Origin of the sequence: Pseudomonas sp. UBA3153, from assembly GCF_002364635.1 — a bacterium.
Classification (GTDB): domain Bacteria; phylum Pseudomonadota; class Gammaproteobacteria; order Pseudomonadales; family Pseudomonadaceae; genus Pseudomonas_O; species Pseudomonas_O kuykendallii.
This window is the reverse complement of the sequence record NZ_DEYR01000013.1, coordinates 43,426-57,119: the sequence shown is the minus strand read 5'-3', so window position 1 is coordinate 57,119 and position 13,694 is coordinate 43,426. Positions and strand designations below refer to the sequence as shown.

Genomic DNA, 13,694 nt, shown 5'->3' with positions numbered 1-13,694 from the left:
CGCCAGTACGCTGGGGCATCACCCACTCGCCCGTCCGGACCGCCGATGTCGCGCTCGATCCTGCCCCCCTTGTGCATCGCCCTGCTGCTCGGCGCCAGTGCCGTTCGCGGCGCGGAACCCGCGGCCGCGCCCGCCCCGCCGGTGGAGCGCGCGCCCCTGGAAGAACGCAGCCAGGACGAGGCCATCGCCCTGCAACGGCAATTGCCGACGGCAGAACAGCATCAGTTGGAGGCTGGCGGCGAGCGCTTCCTCGCGCTCTGGAAGCCGGCCAACAGCGCCACCCCGAGCGGCCTGGTAATCCTCCTGCCCGGCGAGGGCGAGCACCCCGACTGGCCGCGGGTGATCGGTCCGTTGCGCAGCAAGCTGGCCGACGCCGGCTGGCACACCCTCAGCCTGAGCCTGCCCGATCCGCTCGGCGACCCGTTGCCGGCGCGCGTGCCCGAAGCCATCGAGCCGGCGAAGGAAGGCGACGCGGCAAAAACCGACCCGCCGCCCGCCACCGGGGAAACGCCGCCCGCCGCCTCCGCGGAGGATCAGCGCAAGGCGCACGGCGAGCGGGTCATGGCCCGGATCCAGGCGGCCCTCGACTTCGCTGCCGGCAAGCAGGTGAAGACCGTCGTCCTACTCGGGCACGGCAGTGGCGCCTTCTGGGCGGCGAGTTTCCTGGCAGAACGCAAGCCGGCGCAGATCCATCAGTTGCTGATGGTGGAAGCCTCGGTCCCGGCCGGCTACGCACCGCCGCTGGAGGAACTGGTGCCGCCGCTCAAGCTCGCCACTGGCGACATCTATTACAAGGACCGTTACGCCGACGCCGCCCTCGCGCGGCGCCAGGCCAGCAAGCGCCTGCAGCATCCGGCCTACGCGCTGATCGGCCTGGACGCCCTGCCGGCCAACCCCGACGCCGAGCAGGAGCAGCTCGCCCGACGCATCCGCGGCTGGCTGACGCGCAATGTCGCGGAAGCCAGGAAGTGAGGCGTGCGTTCTGATGGGTGCGCATGGCGCATCTACGCCAAGTAGCGCCGCGCCGTAGGGTGCGCCGCGCCCTCCCTATCACGGCAGTCGATATGCGACGCTCCGGCAACGACTGAGCGGTAGGGTGCGCCGCGCGCACCGTAACGCACACACCGAAGCAGCGCGAAACTCGCCTAACGAAGTCCCTGCCGCTCGCGCACCAGCGCATAGGCCGCGTGCAACTCGCGGGTCTTTTCCGTGGCCTGGCGAACCTGGGCCTCACTGGCGCCGCCACCGGCCAGCTTGTCCGGGTGATGCTGGCTGAGCAGCCGGCGGTAGGCGCGCTTGATCACCGCCAGGTCGCTGTCGGCGGGAATGCCGAGCAGCTTCAGGGCGCTTTCGTAGGTGTTCAACGTGCGCGGCGAAACGCCACCGGGAGCACGCTTCTCGCGCGGCGGCTGCAGGTCCTCCACCTCGGCGGCGGACAACCCGAGCCAGCGTCCCCAGAGCAGGATCAGCTCGCGTTCGCGCTCACCGAGCTTGCCGTCCGCCAGCGCCATGCGCCAGCAGGCGCGTAGCAGCTCGCGCACCCGTTCCTGGTCGCCGCGCAAGCGCATCAGCGGTTTGCGCAGGCCCAGCTCGTCGCGCTTACCCCGCGAAAACGCGGCGATCGCCCGTTTCAAGGCCGCGGCGTCCAGCCCCAGCCGGCGCATCTCCGCCCGCGCCTGCTCGATGTGCACTTCGAGCACGCGGCCTTCGCTCTTCGCCAGCCGCCCGAGCAGGACGAACAGCAGTTCCTCGGGCGGCAGCGCCGCGCCGCCGAGAAGCTCGCGCAAGCCGGCCCAGGAGTCGATCTTCAGGCGCCGGTCCAGCACCTGGCCGAGAACCGCGCCGAGCAGCGCGCCCGGAATGCTCGCCACCGCCCAGCCGACGCCGGCGCCCAGAAAGGTGATCGGCCAGAAGAACACCTCAGCCCCGCGCCGCAAGCAGACGCTCGACATCGGCCAGGCGCTCGTGGGTGCCGACGTCGATCCAGCTTCCGGCGTGCCGCTCGCCCGTGACCAGCCCCTCGCGCAGCGCCTGGCGCAGCAACGGCGCCAGCTTGAAGGCGCCGTCCTCGCAACCGAGGAACAGCTGCGGGTCGATCACCGCGATGCCGCTGTAGGTCAGGCTCTCGCCCTCCTGCGCGTCGCCGACCAGGCCGTCGTGCAGGCTGAAATCGCCCTGCGGATGGTGCGCCGGGTTGTCCACCAGAAGCAGGTGGGCCAGGCCGTCGAGCGGCTTGCGCAGGGCGGCGAAATCGAAGTCGCCCCAGACGTCGCCGTTGACCAGCAGGAAGGGTCGATCGCCCAGCAGGGGCAACGCGCGGAAGATGCCGCCACCGGTTTCCAGCGGCTCGCCCTCGGCGGAATAGCGGATCGTTACGCCGAAGCGCGCGCCGTCGCCGAGGTAGTCCTCGATCTGCTGGCCGAGCCAGGCATGGTTGATCACCAGTTCGCGGAAACCGGCAGCCGCCAGCGCGCGTACGTGGTACTCGATCAGCGGCACGCCGCCGGCACGCACCAGCGGCTTGGGCGTGTGCAGGGTCAGCGGACGCAACCGCTCGCCCTTGCCGGCGGCGAGGATCATCGCCCTCATTGGCGTTTCTCCGGGTTCGGCAGGCTGGCGATGAGTTCGCCGAGTTCGGCCAGTTCCGGTCGCCGCGCGACCACCGCCTTGATGTAGCGGAAGAAGCGCGGCACGTCGCCGAGGTAGTGCGGCTTGCCGTCTCGGTGGCAGATGCGCGCGAAGATGCCGATCACCTTGAGGTGACGCTGCACGCCCATAAGGTCGCTGGCGCGGAGGAAGTCGTCCAGCTCGGCCTGCACCGGGATGCCGGCGGCGCGGGCGCGCTGCCAGTAGTCCTCCAGCCAGCCGCGCACACGTGCTTCCGGCCAGCTGAGGAAGGCGTCCTTGAACAGGCAGGTGATGTCGTAGGTGACCGGGCCATAGACGGCGTCCTGGAAATCCAGCACGCCGGGATTGGGCGTGCTGAGCATCAGGTTGCGCGGCATGAAATCGCGGTGCACCAGCACCTTCGGCTGCACCAGGGCACTGTCGATCAGCAACGCGCTGATGCGCTGCCAGGCCGCCAGACGCTCGCCGTCGAGGCTCACGCCCAGCTCGTGCTGCAGGTACCAGTCGGGGAAGAGCTGCAGCTCGCGGCGCAGCAAGGCGTCGTCGTAATGCGCCAGATCGCCGTCTAGGGGCAGCCGCTGGAACGCCAGCAGGGCCTGCAGGGCATCCTCGAACAGCGCGTCGGCGTTGTCCGGGTCGATCACCTCGAGGTAGGTCTGCCGGCCGAGATCGTCGAGCAGCAGGAAGCCGCGATCGAGGTCGGCGGCGAGAATCTTCGGCACGTGAACACCGGCTCCGGCGAGCATTTGCGCCATCCGTACGAAGGGCCGGCAGTCTTCGTGCGGCGGCGGAGCGTCCATCAGGATCAGGCTGCGCCCCTCGCTTTCCCAGCGAAAGTAACGCCGAAAACTGGCGTCGCTGCTGGCGGGCGTTAGCCGTCCTCCTCCCGGAGGAGCCCAGCCCAGATGGGCGCAGGCCCCGGGAAGGCAGTGATCCAGCCAGGCGCTTATTTGTTGCAGACGTACATCTTCATCGGGCATTGCAGGGCTCTCCGACGGCGCTAGCCGTTGCGCGGGTCATGCTTTATTATCCAGCATCTTTTTCAGCCCATCGAGAGGCGTGCGGCCCCCCGCGGCCGATGGCGCGCAGGAAGCCTGGATTAATAAGATGGCAGTAAAGTCCCCCGCGTTTCGCAAGAAGTTTCCTCTGTTGGTGTCCGCAAGCCTGTTGGCCCTGCAGCCCGTCGCTACCCAATACGTTGTCGCCGCCGAGCAATACGATTGCCAGGCTTCCGCCGGTAGTTGGGCCTGCGCACCCAAAAGCGAGCCGGCGAACCTGCCTCCACGCCCGGTGCACAGCAACTCGGCGGTCAGCTCCACCGTCGGCACCACGGCCGCCGAGCCCGCGACGGCCGCTGCGGCGCAACCCGCGAGCACTCGCCTGGTAACGGAGAACAAGGGCAAGGTGCTGACGGCGCGCAGTGCGGACTACAGCCATATCGACTGGGTGCCGCGTGAAAAGCTCACGCCTGCCCAGTTGGCCGAAGCCGGTCCTTACTGCGCCGGCGCCTATGTCGAGCCGCTGCGCCCGGGCATGGATGACAAGACGCCGCTGAGCGAAGCGCCGCTGTTCGTTTCCGCCAAGGCCTCGCGCTACGAGCAGAACGAACAGGTCGCGACCCTCGCCGGCGACGTCGTGCTGCGCCAGAGCCACCTGCAGGTCGAGGCCGACGAGGCCAACCTGCGACAGCTGGAAAACAAGGGGGAGCTGGTCGGCAACGTCCGCCTGCGCGACAACGGTGCCCTGGTGGTCGGCGATCGCGCCGAGCTGCAACTGGACAACGGTGAAGCCAAGATCGAGAACGCCGAGTACGTGCTGCACAAGTCGCACATCCGCGGCAGCGCGCAGTACGCCAAGCGTGAAGAGACCGCGATCATCCGCCTGAAGGACGGTACCTACACCCGCTGCGAACCGGGCGAGAACACCTGGTACCTGAAGGGCAACAACATCACCCTGAACCCGGCATCCGGTTTCGGCACGGCGACCAACGTGACCCTGCGGGTGAAAGACCTGCCGGTGTTCTACACGCCGTACATCCAGTTCCCGATCGACGACCGTCGCCAGTCCGGCTTCCTCCAGCCGAGCATCAGCAATTCCAGCGACACCGGTTTCTCGCTGCTCGCGCCGTACTACTTCAACCTGGCGCCGAACTACGACGCCACGCTCTATCCGACCCTGATGACCAAGCGCGGTCTGCAGATGGAAGGCGAGGTCCGCTACCTGACCAAGAGCACCGAGGGCCAGGTCGGCGCCTCCTTCCTCAACGACGAGGAGGACCAGCGCAAGAACCAGTCGGAATACGAAGACACCCGCTGGATGTACAGCTGGCAGCACAAGGGCGGCCTGGATACTCGCCTGCTGAGCGAAGTCGATTACACCGAGATCAGCGATCCCTACTACTTCCAGGATCTGGAAACCCAGCTGGGCATCAACACCGGCGACTACCTCGACAAGCGTGGCACCCTGACCTGGCGCGGCGACAGCTACACCGCCCGCCTCAACGTGCAGGGCTACGAGCGCGCGACCGTCACCGACATCACCCCGTACGAGCGTCTGCCGCAACTCACCCTGAACGGCACCCTGCCGTTCCAGCCGGCGGGCCTGAACTTCTCGTACAACACCGAAATCGTCCGTTTCGACCGCGATCTGCGTAGCGGTTTCTTCACCAACCGCGACAACCAGCTCGAATCCTGGTACGACAACAACCTGACCGGACTGGCGCGCGCCGACGGCAACCGCCTCCACGTCGAGCCGGGCGTAAGCCTGCCGCTCAACTGGTCCTTCGGTTACCTCAAGCCGTCGGTCAAGTACGCCTACACCAGATACGATCTTGATCTGGACTCCAGGGGACAGGACCCAGCTTTCAACGGCGTAACAAATTTCAACGACTCACCTAGCCGCAGCGTACCGATCTACAGCGTCGACAGCGGCCTGTACTTCGACCGCAACACCCAGCTGTTCGGCAACTCCTACCGCCAGACTCTGGAACCGCGCCTGTTCTACCTCTACGTACCCGAGGAAGACCAGACCGACATTCCGGTGTTCGACACCAGCGAAAGCACCTTCAACTATGCCTCGCTGTTCCGCGAAAACCGCTTTTCCGGCAGCGACCGCATCGGCGACGCCAACCAGCTGTCCCTCGGCGTGACCAACCGCTGGATCGAGCCGAACGGTTTCGAGCGGCAGCGTTTCAGCATCGGCCAGGCGATCTACTTCGAGGATCGCAAGGTACAGATGCCGGGCATCGACTACCGCGACCGCAACGAATCGCAGTCCTCGGTATCGCCCTACGCGCTGGAGTACATGTATCGCTTCAACCGCGACTGGCGCCTGACCTCGGACTTCAACTGGGACCCGGACTCGCGTGAAACCCGCTCCGGCAGCGCGATGTTCCACTACCAGCCGGAAGACAACCCGAACAAGGTGATCAACGCCGGCTACCGCTACCGCGCCGACACCGTGCGCTTCGACCAGGCCTCGGGTACCTGGGACTACTCGCAGGATTTCGGAACTCCTACTCTGCAAGATGGCTCGCCGAACCCGAACTACATCAAGGACTACTACAAGATCAGCCAGCATGACTTCTCGACCATCTGGCCGATCGTCCCGCAGTGGAGTGTCATCGCGCGCTGGCAGTACGACTACAACCGCAACCGTACGCTGGAGGCATTCGGCGGCTTCGAATACGACAGCTGCTGCTGGAAGCTGCGTCTGGTCAATCGCTACTGGATCGACTACGACGAAGCCAGCCTGAACCCGGACCGCAACGACGAAGCGGACCGCGGCATCTTCCTCCAGATCGTGTTCAAGGGCCTCGGTGGGGTACTTGGCAATGGTGTCGAGACTTTCCTCGACAAAGGCATCGAAGGTTATCGTGAACGTGAAGACCAAGCTTTCTGAGTGTCTGCGCCCGCTGCTGTTGGGCGCAGTGTTTGTCGGTACCCTGGCACACGCCCAGGTGCAATCGCTGGACCGCGTGGTCGCCATCGTCGACAACGACGTGATCATGAAGAGCCAGCTGGACCAGCGCGTACGGGAAGTCGAGCAGACCATCACCAAACGGGGCGGCCAGCTACCGCCCGAGAACGTGCTGGACCCGCAGGTGCTCGATCGGCTGATCATCGAGAACCTGCAGCTGCAGATGGGCGAACGCTCGGGCATCCGCATCGGCGACGACGAACTGAACGACGCGATCACCACCATCGCCCAGCGTAATGGCATGACCGTCGACCAGTTCCGCGCCGCGCTGAAGCAGGATGGCCTGTCGTTCGACGACGCCCGCGAGCAGGTCCGTCGCGAGATGATCATCAGCCGCGTGCGGCAACGTCGCGTGGCTGAGCGCATCCAGGTCACCGACCAGGAAGTGCAGAACTTCCTTGCCTCCGACATGGGCAAGATGCAGCTGTCCGAAGAGTTCCACCTGGCCAACATCCTGATTCCGGTTCCCGACGCCGCGTCGGCGGACGCCATCCAGGCCGCCGAGCGCAAGGCCCAGGATCTGCACGCGCAACTGCTCAAGGGGGCCGACTTCGCCCAGCTGTCCATCGCCCATTCCGCCAGCGAGAACGCGCTGGAAGGTGGCGACATGGGCTGGCGCAAGGCCGCCCAGCTGCCGCAGCCGTTCGACACCATGATCGGTGCGATGAACCCGGGCGAAGTCACCGAACCGCTGCGCACGCCGGGCGGTTTCATCATCCTCAAGCTGGTCGAGAAGCGCGGTGGCGACACCCAGGTCCGTGACGAAGTGCATGTCCGCCACATCCTGATCAAGCCCAGCGAAATCCGCAGCGAAGCCGAGACCCAGCGCCTCGCCGAGCGTCTCTACGAGCGCATCCGCGCGGGCGAGGATTTTGCAGAGCTGGCGAAGAATTTCTCCGAGGACCCGGGCTCAGCGCTCAACGGCGGCGACCTGAACTGGGTCGACCCCAACGCGCTGGTTCCCGAATTCCGTCAGGTGATGATGGATACGCCCGCCGGGCAGGTGTCGAAACCGTTCAAGAGCCCGTACGGCTGGCACGTGCTGGAAGTCCTCGGACGCCGCGCCACCGACAACAGCGCGCAGTTCCGCGAGCAACAGGCGATGAACGCGTTGCGCAACCGCAAGTACGACGAGGAACTGCAAGCCTGGCTGCGGCAGATCCGCGACGAGGCTTACGTGGAAATCAAACTCTGAGGGGCAACCCGCAGCGTTGAGAAAGCCCGGCAGCCGCCGGGCTTTTTCGTTTTCGCGTCCCTCGGGTTTACAGTAGTGCCCCTGCCACCGGAGAGTCCTCCAATGACCGCTCAACCCGTTTTTGCGCTTACCCCGGGCGAACCCGCCGGCATCGGCCCGGACCTCTGCCTGCTGCTGGCCGGGCAGGCGCAGCCACATCCGTTGGTGGCCATCGCCAGCCTGGCGCTGCTTGGCGAGCGTGCGCTCCAGCGGGCGCTGAACGTCGAGCTGATCCCCGTCGGGCCTGGCCAATGGCCGAAAAAAGCCGCGCCGGCCGGCAGCCTCTACGTCTGGGATACGCCGCTGTGCGCCCCGGTGAGTGCGGGCCAGCTCGACGCCGCGAATGCGGCCTACGTGCTGGAAACCCTGACCCGCGCCGGCCAGGGCTGCCTGGCGGGCGACTTCGCCGGGATGATCACCGCGCCGGTGCACAAGGGCGTGATCAACGATGCCGGCATCGCATTCTCCGGGCACACCGAGTTTCTCGCCGACCTTACCGGCACCAAGCAGGTGGTGATGCTGCTGGCCACGCGCGGCCTGCGGGTAGCGCTGGTGACCACTCACCTGCCGCTCAGGGAGGTCGCCGATGCAATCACCGCCGAGCGCCTGACGCGCGTCACGCGCATCCTGCATGCCGACCTGCGCGACAAGTTCGGCATCGTCCGGCCGCGCATCCTCGTGTGCGGCCTCAATCCCCATGCCGGCGAAGGCGGTCATCTCGGGCGCGAGGAAATCGAGGTGATCGAACCGACCCTGGAGCAGCTGCGCTCGGAAGGGATCGACCTGATCGGCCCGCTGCCCGCCGACACGCTGTTCACGCCCAAGCACCTCGAGCGGTGCGACGCGGTACTCGCCATGTACCACGACCAGGGCCTGCCGGTGCTCAAGTACAAGGGCTTCGGCGCGGCCGTGAACGTCACCCTGGGCCTGCCGATCATCCGCACCTCGGTCGACCACGGCACCGCGCTGGACCTCGCCGGCAGCGGCCGGATCGACAGCGGCAGCCTGGCGGTCGCGCTGGAAACCGCCTACCAGATGACTGAAGCCCGCGCCGCGGGGCGCTGAGCAGGCCGTTTCCGGCGGGCTGCGCCCCGGCGAATCGGCGCCCGGGGCAATGCTGCTAAACTGCGCACCTTTGTCGTTTCGCTTCCGCTCTGGCCTGTCGCCTGCAGCCGAAGCCTGGAGCCTTTTCGCAATGTCCGAGTACCAACACCGCGCCCGCAAACGCTTCGGCCAGAACTTCCTGCACGATGCCGGGGTAATCCACCGCATCCTGCGCGGCATTCATCCCCGCGAAGGCGAACGCCTGGTGGAGATCGGCCCCGGCCACGGCGCCCTCACCGAAGGCCTGCTCGGCAGCGGCGCGCAGCTCGACGTGGTCGAGCTGGACCTCGACCTGATCCCGATCCTGCGCGAGCGCTTCGGCAGCCTGCCGAACTTCAGCCTGCACCAGGGCGACGCGCTGAAGTTCGACTTCGCCCGTCTGAGCGATCAGCCGCACAGCCTGCGCGTGGTCGGCAACCTGCCCTACAACATCTCGACCCCGCTGATCTTCCACCTGCTCGATCACGCCGGGCTGATCCGCGACATGCACTTCATGCTGCAGAAGGAGGTCGTCGAGCGCCTCGCCGCCGGCCCCGGCGGCGGCGATTGGGGCCGGCTGTCGATCATGGTGCAGTACCACTGCCGCGTGGAGCACCTGTTCAACGTCGGCCCAGGAGCCTTCAACCCGCCACCCAAGGTCGACTCCGCCATCGTTCGCCTGGTGCCGCACGACGTCCTGCCGTTCCCGGCCAGGGATCATCGCCAGCTCGAGCGCGTGGTCCGCGACGCCTTCAACCAGCGCCGCAAGACCCTGCGCAACACGCTCAAGGGCCTGCTCGATGCCCAGGCGATCGAAGCCGCCGGCGTGGATGGCAGCCTGCGCCCGGAGCAGCTCGACCTCGCCGCCTTCGTTCGCCTCGCCGACAAGCTCTGCGAGCAGACAAGCACCGCCTAACACCCTAGACTCGCCAGAGACACCTTCGAGTTCTTCCGCATGCCCGATCCGCGTTACCACATCGACGTCACGGTGATTTCGCGCTTCCTCCCCGAGCAGTCCCAGCCGGAGCAGGAGCGTTTCGCCTTCGCCTATACCGTCACCCTAAGCAATGCCGGCGAGCTGCCGGCCAAGCTCCTCTCGCGTCACTGGGTGATCACCGACGGCAACGGCAATGTGCAGGAAGTGCGCGGCTCCGGAGTCATCGGCCAGCAGCCGCGCCTGGAACCCGGACAGAGCCACACCTACAGCAGCGGCACCATGATGACCACGCGGGTCGGCAACATGCACGGCAGCTATCAGATGCTGGCCGATGACGGCACCCGCTTCGATGCACCGATCGCGCCCTTCCGCCTGGCGGTGCCCGGAGCCCTGCACTGATGGCGGTGTATGCCGTCGGCGACCTGCAAGGCTGCCTCGATCCGCTGAAATGCCTGCTCGAACGGGTTGCCTTCGACCCGCTCAAGGACCGCCTGTGGCTGGCCGGCGACCTGGTCAACCGCGGTCCGCAATCGCTGGAGACGCTGCGTTACCTGTACGCCATGCGCGACGCGCTGGTGATCGTCCTAGGCAACCACGACCTGCACCTGCTGGCGGTCGCGCACAACGTCGAGCGGCTGAAGAAGCAGGACACCCTGCGCGAAATCCTCGATGCGCCCGATCGCCAGGAACTGATCGACTGGCTGCGCCGGCAAAAGCTCCTACACCACGATCCAGTGCTCGGCTTCGCCATGGTCCACGCCGGCATTCCGCCGCAATGGACGCTGAAAAAGGCGCTCAAGCGCGCGGCCGAGGTCGAGGACGTCATGCGTGATGATCGGCTCCTGCCGCTGTTCCTCGACGGCATGTATGGCAACGAGCCGGCGAAGTGGAACAGCGGCCTCGAAGGCGTCGCCCGGCTGCGCACTATCACCAACTATTTCACCCGCATGCGCTTCTGCACCGCGGACGGTACGCTGGACCTGAACAGCAAGGAAAGCGCCGACAACCCGCCGCCCGGCTTCGCACCCTGGTTCAGCTTCCCGGAGCGCAAGACCCTCGGCCAGAAGCTGATCTTCGGCCACTGGGCGGCGCTCGAAGGGCGCTGCGACGAGCCGGGCCTGTTCGCCCTGGACACCGGCTGCGTCTGGGGTGGCAGTCTGACGCTACTCGACCTGAGCAGCGGCCAGCGCCATCATTGCGATTGTCAGTAACCGTCAGCGAGCCTCCTATGACCGAGTTCAAACGCATTCCCCCGCAACAGGCACAGACGCTTCGCGAACAGGGCGCGGTGGTGGTCGACGTGCGCGATCCGCAGAGCTTCGCGGCCGGCCACATCAGCGGCTCGCGGCATCTGGACAACTACTCCCTGGCCGATTTCATCGCCCAGGCCGATCTCGATAAGCCCCTGATCGTCACCTGTTACCACGGCAACTCCAGCCAGGGCGCGGCCGCCTATCTGGTCAACCAGGGCTTCGCCGAGGTGTACAGTCTGGATGGCGGATTCGAGCTCTGGCGGCTCACCTATCCCGAACAAACCTCCCAGGCGCACGCTGAATAATTTTTTTGCAATGACGCAATGCCTTGTCCCGCCTGGTCTTCCGCTGCGCGGGGAAGGAGCGCAATATGAGGACAAGCTTCAGCGTTCTTGATCATCGCGATATCGAACTATCCTTCACTGCAGGCCATCCAAATCAGGGGAAAAGCCGGCCCACCGGCTACCGGAGCGGGAGCGACCTTTTAGGTGTACTGGGGGATTGATCGGCCGACTTGTCGACTGATTGCCAGCGCCCGCAAGAGCGAGCTCGCATCGGCTCCGAGCATCGAGCGAGGTGATGTAATGAGTATATTCAGCCACTTCCAACAACGCTTCGAATCCACGCGCCAGGAGGAGCTTTCCCTCCAGGAATACCTCGACCTGTGCAAGCAGGACAAAAGCGCCTACGCCAGCGCAGCGGAACGGATGCTCATGGCCATCGGCGAACCGGAGGTGCTGGATACTTCGGTGGACTCGCGGATGTCGCGGATATTCTCCAACAAGGTCATTCGCCGCTACCCGGCATTCGCCGACTTCCACGGCATGGAAGACTGCATCGAACAGATCGTTTCCTACTTCCGTCACGCGGCCCAGGGCCTGGAAGAGAAGAAACAGATCCTCTACCTCCTCGGCCCGGTCGGCGGGGGTAAATCCTCCCTGGCGGAGAAACTCAAGCAACTGATCGAGAAGGTGCCGTTCTACGCGATCAAGGGCTCGCCGGTCTTCGAGTCGCCCCTCGGCCTGTTCAACGCCACGGAGGATGGCGACATCCTCGAAGAGGACTACGGCATCCAGCGCCGCTACCTGTCCACCATCATGTCCCCTTGGGCGACCAAGCGCCTGCAGGAATTCGGCGGTGACATCAGCCAGTTCCGCGTGGTCAAGCTCTACCCCTCGATTCTCAACCAGATCGCTGTGGCCAAGACCGAGCCGGGCGATGAGAACAACCAGGACATCTCCGCGCTGGTGGGCAAGGTGGATATCCGCAAGCTGGAGGAATTCCCGCAGAACGACGCCGACGCCTACAGCTACTCGGGCGCCCTGTGCCGGGCGAACCAGGGCCTGATGGAATTCGTCGAGATGTTCAAGGCGCCGATCAAGGTGCTGCACCCGCTGCTGACCGCCACCCAGGAAGGCAACTACAACAGCACCGAGGGCCTCGGCGCGATCCCGTTCAACGGCATCCTGCTGGCACACTCCAACGAATCCGAGTGGCACACCTTCCGCAACAACAAGAACAACGAGGCGTTCATCGACCGCATCTACATCGTCAAGGTGCCGTACTGCCTGCGCGTGTCCGACGAAATCAAGATCTACGACAAACTGCTGATCAACAGCTCGCTGTCCAAGGCCCATTGCGCGCCAGACACGCTCAAGATGCTGGCGCAGTTCTCCACCCTGTCGCGCCTGAAGGAGCCGGAAAACTCCAACATCTATTCGAAGATGCGGGTCTACGACGGGGAAAACCTCAAGGACACCGATCCCAAGGCCAAGTCGATTCAGGAGTACCGCGACAGCGCGGGCGTCGACGAGGGCATGACCGGCCTGTCCACGCGCTTCGCCTTCAAGATTCTTTCCAAGGTGTTCAACTTCGATCCCAACGAAGTGGCGGCCAACCCGGTGCATCTGCTCTACGTCCTCGAGCAGCAGATCGAGCAGGAACAATTCCCCGCCGAGGTGCGCGAGCGTTACCTGCGCTACCTCAAGGAGTACATGGCGCCGCGCTACATCGAGTTCATCGGCAAGGAAATCCAGACCGCCTACCTCGAATCCTACAGCGAGTACGGGCAGAACATCTTCGACCGCTACGTGCTGTACGCAGACTTCTGGATCCAGGATCAGGAATACCGCGACCCGGAAACCGGCGAGATCCTCAATCGCGTGGCGCTCAACGAGGAACTGGAGAAGATCGAGAAGCCCGCCGGCATCAGCAACCCGAAGGACTTCCGCAACGAGATCGTCAATTTCGTGTTGCGCGCCCGCGCCAACAACAACGGCAAGAACCCGACCTGGCTCAGCTACGAGAAACTGCGGGTGGTGATCGAGAAGAAAATGTTCTCCAACACCGAGGACCTGCTGCCCGTCATCAGCTTCAACGCCAAGGCAAGCAAGGAAGATCAGCAGAAACATAGCGATTTCGTAAGACGCATGGTCGAGCGCGGTTACACCGAGAAGCAGGTGCGCCTGCTCTCCGAGTGGTATCTGCGGGTGCGCAAATCGCAGTAACCTGCCTCAAGCCATAAGCACTGGCTACGCGCCCCGGGCATCGCCCGTGGGCGCGAAGCCGGAGCTTGCTCCTC

At 65.4% G+C, this 13,694-nt stretch carries 12 protein-coding genes; 9 read left to right on the top strand and 3 right to left on the bottom strand.

Annotated features, from left to right (window positions below):
• The first annotated feature begins 45 nt into the window (after positions 1-45).
• Complete coding sequence (locus B2X67_RS03140; RefSeq protein WP_286784582.1) at positions 46-972, top strand: alpha/beta hydrolase family protein; 927 nt, start codon at positions 46-48, stop codon at positions 970-972.
• A 173-nt stretch (positions 973-1,145) separates the two neighbouring features.
• On the opposite strand, the gene B2X67_RS03135 is transcribed toward B2X67_RS03140, so the two are convergent.
• Genes B2X67_RS03135 through B2X67_RS03125 form a run of 3 tightly spaced genes read right to left on the bottom strand, consistent with a single transcriptional unit; the run spans position 1,146 to position 3,608 of the window.
• Positions 1,146-1,937 carry a TerB family tellurite resistance protein gene (locus B2X67_RS03135; RefSeq protein WP_286784581.1) on the bottom strand — a complete coding sequence of 264 codons (792 nt, stop codon included), beginning with the start codon at positions 1,935-1,937 and terminating at the stop codon, positions 1,146-1,148.
• The gene (gene murU, locus B2X67_RS03130; RefSeq protein WP_286784580.1) at positions 1,921-2,589 is read right to left on the bottom strand and encodes an N-acetylmuramate alpha-1-phosphate uridylyltransferase MurU; all 669 of its coding nucleotides are present in this window, start codon (positions 2,587-2,589) and stop codon (positions 1,921-1,923) included. Before murU ends, B2X67_RS03135 begins: the two co-directional genes overlap by 17 nt.
• Positions 2,586-3,608 (bottom strand): aminoglycoside phosphotransferase family protein, encoded by a 1,023-nt coding sequence (locus tag B2X67_RS03125; RefSeq protein ID WP_286784579.1) that lies wholly within the window; start codon positions 3,606-3,608, stop codon positions 2,586-2,588. The genes murU and B2X67_RS03125 overlap by 4 nt, the downstream gene beginning before the upstream one ends.
• A 127-nt stretch (positions 3,609-3,735) precedes the next feature.
• Here B2X67_RS03125 and B2X67_RS03120 point away from each other — a divergent pair, with 127 nt between their 5' ends.
• The 8 genes from B2X67_RS03120 (at position 3,736) to B2X67_RS03085 (ending at position 13,620) form a co-directional block, all read left to right on the top strand.
• On the top strand, positions 3,736-6,528 hold the full coding sequence (locus B2X67_RS03120) for an LPS-assembly protein LptD (RefSeq protein WP_286784578.1): 2,793 nt from the start codon (positions 3,736-3,738) through the stop codon (positions 6,526-6,528).
• Positions 6,509-7,801, top strand: a complete 1,293-nt coding sequence (locus tag B2X67_RS03115; protein ID WP_286784602.1) for a peptidylprolyl isomerase — start codon at positions 6,509-6,511, stop codon at positions 7,799-7,801. The genes B2X67_RS03120 and B2X67_RS03115 overlap by 20 nt, the downstream gene beginning before the upstream one ends.
• Before the next feature lie 102 nt (positions 7,802-7,903).
• Positions 7,904-8,905 carry a 4-hydroxythreonine-4-phosphate dehydrogenase PdxA gene (gene pdxA / locus B2X67_RS03110; RefSeq protein WP_286784577.1) on the top strand — a complete coding sequence of 334 codons (1,002 nt, stop codon included), beginning with the start codon at positions 7,904-7,906 and terminating at the stop codon, positions 8,903-8,905.
• 130 nt (positions 8,906-9,035) lie between these two features.
• Complete coding sequence (rsmA, locus tag B2X67_RS03105; RefSeq protein ID WP_286784576.1) at positions 9,036-9,839, top strand: 16S rRNA (adenine(1518)-N(6)/adenine(1519)-N(6))-dimethyltransferase RsmA; 804 nt, start codon at positions 9,036-9,038, stop codon at positions 9,837-9,839.
• Between the two features lie 39 nt (positions 9,840-9,878).
• The gene (gene apaG, locus B2X67_RS03100; RefSeq protein WP_273234171.1) at positions 9,879-10,259 is read left to right on the top strand and encodes a Co2+/Mg2+ efflux protein ApaG; all 381 of its coding nucleotides are present in this window, start codon (positions 9,879-9,881) and stop codon (positions 10,257-10,259) included.
• The gene (locus tag B2X67_RS03095; protein WP_286784575.1) at positions 10,259-11,071 is read left to right on the top strand and encodes a symmetrical bis(5'-nucleosyl)-tetraphosphatase; all 813 of its coding nucleotides are present in this window, start codon (positions 10,259-10,261) and stop codon (positions 11,069-11,071) included. Before apaG ends, B2X67_RS03095 begins: the two co-directional genes overlap by 1 nt.
• A gap of 17 nt (positions 11,072-11,088) precedes the next feature.
• Positions 11,089-11,418, top strand: a complete 330-nt coding sequence (glpE, locus tag B2X67_RS03090) for a thiosulfate sulfurtransferase GlpE (protein WP_090225076.1) — start codon at positions 11,089-11,091, stop codon at positions 11,416-11,418.
• Positions 11,419-11,697: 279 nt separating this feature from the next.
• Positions 11,698-13,620, top strand: a complete 1,923-nt coding sequence (locus B2X67_RS03085; protein WP_273234167.1) for a PrkA family serine protein kinase — start codon at positions 11,698-11,700, stop codon at positions 13,618-13,620.
• The last annotated feature ends 74 nt before the right edge of the window (positions 13,621-13,694 follow it).

Bases quoted from the DNA above. Each gene is read 5' to 3' on its own strand.
- B2X67_RS03085 (WP_273234167.1), top strand. From the start codon at position 11,698: ATGAGTATATTCAGCCACTTCCAACAACGCTTCGAATCCACGCGCCAG.
- B2X67_RS03125 (WP_286784579.1), bottom strand. From the start codon at position 3,608: ATGCCCGATGAAGATGTACGTCTGCAACAAATAAGCGCCTGGCTGGAT.
- rsmA (WP_286784576.1), top strand. From the start codon at position 9,036: ATGTCCGAGTACCAACACCGCGCCCGCAAACGCTTCGGCCAGAACTTC.
- B2X67_RS03120 (WP_286784578.1), top strand. From the start codon at position 3,736: ATGGCAGTAAAGTCCCCCGCGTTTCGCAAGAAGTTTCCTCTGTTGGTG.
- B2X67_RS03095 (WP_286784575.1), top strand. From the start codon at position 10,259: ATGGCGGTGTATGCCGTCGGCGACCTGCAAGGCTGCCTCGATCCGCTG.
- B2X67_RS03140 (WP_286784582.1), top strand. From the start codon at position 46: ATGTCGCGCTCGATCCTGCCCCCCTTGTGCATCGCCCTGCTGCTCGGC.
- glpE (WP_090225076.1), top strand. From the start codon at position 11,089: ATGACCGAGTTCAAACGCATTCCCCCGCAACAGGCACAGACGCTTCGC.
- pdxA (WP_286784577.1), top strand. From the start codon at position 7,904: ATGACCGCTCAACCCGTTTTTGCGCTTACCCCGGGCGAACCCGCCGGC.
- apaG (WP_273234171.1), top strand. From the start codon at position 9,879: ATGCCCGATCCGCGTTACCACATCGACGTCACGGTGATTTCGCGCTTC.
- murU (WP_286784580.1), bottom strand. From the start codon at position 2,589: ATGAGGGCGATGATCCTCGCCGCCGGCAAGGGCGAGCGGTTGCGTCCG.